The organism is Chlorogloea sp. CCALA 695 (assembly GCF_003003885.1).
Classification (GTDB): domain Bacteria; phylum Cyanobacteriota; class Cyanobacteriia; order Cyanobacteriales; family Chroococcidiopsidaceae; genus Aliterella.
Genome location: NZ_PVWN01000130.1, coordinates 1 through 3468, shown reverse-complemented (window position 1 = coordinate 3468; position 3468 = coordinate 1). Strand labels below are relative to the sequence as shown.

The 3468-nt window shown below is 43.7% G+C and carries 2 protein-coding genes; both read left to right on the top strand.

Annotation, left to right across the window (positions count from 1 at the left end; all coding sequences use genetic code 11):
• Positions 1 to 729 precede the first annotated feature (729 nt).
• Positions 730 to 1086 carry a hypothetical protein gene (locus C7B70_RS25255; protein WP_146134180.1) on the top strand — a complete coding sequence of 119 codons (357 nt, stop codon included), beginning with the start codon at positions 730 to 732 and terminating at the stop codon, positions 1084 to 1086.
• The gene (locus tag C7B70_RS25250) at positions 1062 to 3287 is read left to right on the top strand and encodes a bifunctional diguanylate cyclase/phosphodiesterase (RefSeq protein ID WP_199192569.1); all 2226 of its coding nucleotides are present in this window, start codon (positions 1062 to 1064) and stop codon (positions 3285 to 3287) included. The genes C7B70_RS25255 and C7B70_RS25250 overlap by 25 nt, the downstream gene beginning before the upstream one ends.
• Positions 3288 to 3468: the final 181 nt, after the last annotated feature.

The following is a 3468-nucleotide window of genomic DNA, read 5'->3' as shown; positions in this document are numbered from 1 at the left end:
AAAAAAGACCTACGGATATCAAGAACGGGACGAGCAGCAGCGTCAGGCTTTCCGAGAACGGCTGAAAACGAAAACGGGGGTGTGGTCAAAAGTGGTTGGTCAGTCAGAATAGTAGATGTTTACGAGAGTTAGGTATTGAAATAAAATCCCACCGTTTTTAGCGCAGCTGACCATTTCCATAAAGGATGAAAGTCATCTTTTTTCACTGCTTATGGAGCTAAGTATGTAAGTCCTAATTTAAGCCAAGCAACACGACGCAATTAACCTGGCTTGAGGAGGGCGCAACAAGAGGTCTTAATGTTGTAACCGAGGGTAAGTAATCTCTTGAGTTAGGTCTACCAGCACTAATTATGCGTAGATTTACGTACAAACTGAAACAATACTCAATATCACTTGAAAATATTGCCGTATTATTCAGTGGTTCTACCATAACCGCTTTTATAGCCATCACAGGAAAATATAAGTATTGTAAAGTTGCTGTGAAGCAAAGGATTTGACAGTCAAACTGTTGAACACCAAGAGCTTGATGCAGCAACGGTCAATTAAGCACAGATAGGAACAATATTGACAAACGCTCTTCTCAAAACTTGTTCCCAAACTGCAAGCACAATTGTTATCCTGATTGGCTGCATAGTGATAATGGGGTGGCTATATAATATTCCCTTCCTAAAGAGTATTTTTCCAGGATTTGTCGTCGCCATGAGACCAAATACAGCACTAGGATTCATAATGGCGGGTCTATCATTAAAGTTACGATTGCTTACGAAAGAGCGCGGTAGAGGTGTGTATACTTTCTGGAGAGAATTGATAGGTTTAGGATGCTCGATGTTGGTGTTCCTGCTGGGAGGATTAACGCTTATTGAGTATTTTTTTAGGTGGGACTTACATATCGACCAATTATTATTTATCCAAACCACCGCTCCCGATAGTTTTGGTACTATTGCCCCTGGACGGATGGCGTTTAGTACCGCTCTAGGCTTTGTAATATCGGGTTTGTCTTTAATCCTGTTAAAAGCAAAAGGGCAAAAAATCCAGCCAAGCTGGCACAAGGGTCAGTCCTTGTGCCAGCTTGGCTCGGCTCAATGACATTGATTGGTTATGCCTATGGCGTTACAGATTTAATCGGGATTGTTTTCCTAGCAATGATGGCTTTGCACACAGCCGTTACCTTTATTATTCTCTCGATTGGCATCGTCCTAGCTGCTCCAAACCATACCTTAGTCCAGATAATTTTAGCAGATACGGTAGGAGGAGTGACGGCACGGCGTTTGTTGCCATCTACTATTATTATTCCCTTAGTGCTTGGCTGGTTATGTTTGCAAGGTCAAAAAACTGGACTATTTGGCACAGAATTTGGTGTAGCGCTGCTGGTGCTGTCTAACATTATTACCTTTGCCGTCTTAGTCTGGTGGAACGCCAGAATTTTAAATCAGATGGACAGGAAGCGTAAGCAGGCAGAGTTGACGGTCTTAAAAGCATATGATGATTTAGAAAACCGAGTTAGCGAACGAACTGAAGAACTAGAAGTCACAAATGTACTTCTGCAAGCAGAGATTATTGTGCGTAACTTGGCGGAGGAAGCTTTGCGGCATAGTGAAGAACGGTATCGTTCTCTAACGCTAGCAACTACACAAATTATTTGGACTAACAGTGCGGACGGAAGAATGATTGGAGAGCAGCCCAGTTGGAGTACCTTCACTGGTCAGACCTACGAAAAGTATCAGAATTTTGGCTGGTCAGCAACTATACATCCGGAGGACGTAGAGCCTACCCTAGCTTGCTGGAATAAAGCTGTCTCAACTCAAAGCTTATATGAGATGGAACACCGCTTGTGCCGCCATGACGGAGAATACAGGGATTGTTCTGTCCGTGCGGCACCAGTTCTTGACGCTGATGGTAGTATCCGTGAGTGGGTGGGGGCGCACACCGATATCACAGAGCGGAAGCGAGCAGAAGTTGCTCTGCGGGAGAGTGAGCAGCGTTTAGCTTGGCAAAGTCGCCATGACGGGTTAACAGGATTAATCAATCGATGGGAATTTGAGCAGGGTTTGGAACAGACCCTCCATAGTGCTAAAACTCATAATCAACAACATTCATTGTGTTTTCTAGATTTAGACCAGTTCAAGATTGTCAATGACACCTGCGGTCATGCCGCAGGAGATGAACTACTACGTCAAGTTACCGCTCTGCTCCAAAAACAGGTGCGTGCTACCGATACTCTCGCCCGTTTAGGCGGCGATGAATTTGGTCTATTGCTCAATCAATGTCCCTTAAGTCAGTCACTGCGTATTGCTAATGCGCTGCGTCAAAGTCTCCAAGAATTTCGGTTTAGTTGGCAAGACAAAACTTTCACGATTGGGGTGAGCATTGGTTTAGTTAGCATTAATGCCGATAGCTTAGACCTATCTAACGTTTTGAGTGCGGCGGACATGGCTTGCTATGCAGCTAAGAATGCTGGGCGTAATCGCGTACACCTCTATCAAGCTGACGACCAGGATTTGGCAATTAGGCATGGTCAAATGCAATGGATATCGCGGCTGACTAAAGCTTTGCAGTTTAATTCTTTTTGCCTTTATTACCAACCAATTGTCCCCTTAGCTCCAGCCGAGTCCCAAGGGAAGCATTACGAAGTCTTGCTACGTCTCCAGGATGAACCTAGTAAGTTAGTGCCGCCAATGGCGTTTATTCCGGCGGCGGAACGCTATAACTTAATGCATCTCATTGACCGTTGGGTAATCAGTACGTTCTTTGCTAGTCTTGACCAGCACTGTCAGGAAACTGGGTCATCTTGCCTAGAACTATACTGTTCTAATATGTACGCAATTAACCTCTCTGGGGCAAGTATCAATGATGAATCTTTCATTGACTTCTTAGAGCAGCAGTTCTCCTTATACTCCGTCCCCCCCCAAGTAATTTGTTTTGAAATTACTGAAACTATTGCTATTACTAACTTAAGCAAGGCTGGTAAGCTAATTAGCAAACTGAAGCAGCTTGGTTGTCGTTTCGCTTTAGATGATTTTGGTAGTGGTATGTCTTCTTTTGCTTACCTCAAAAATCTCCCAGTAGATTATTTGAAAATTGATGGCGAATTTATCAAGGACATTGTTGAAGATCCAATGGATTTAGCACTGACCCAAGCAATTAACCAAGTTGGTCATGCTATGGGAATTCAGACTATTGCGGAGTTTGTTGAAAATGATAATATCTTGAAGAAAATCACCGCCCTTGGCATAGATTATGCTCAAGGCTACGGCATTGCTAAACCACAGCCTCTTCAATTTAACTGATGAACAGTGGCGCGGGCAAAGCAAATCAGATATCTATAGAACCCATTTGACATCTTTTCGAGAGTTGAGCTAGTGTAAGGATAGTGATTTTAAGGATGAACAAGGCCCTATTCCAGCAGTCTCAGTGATGCCGAATGGAACGTTCTCGAACCGCTCTTAGGCGACCTCTTACCGAAAAAGA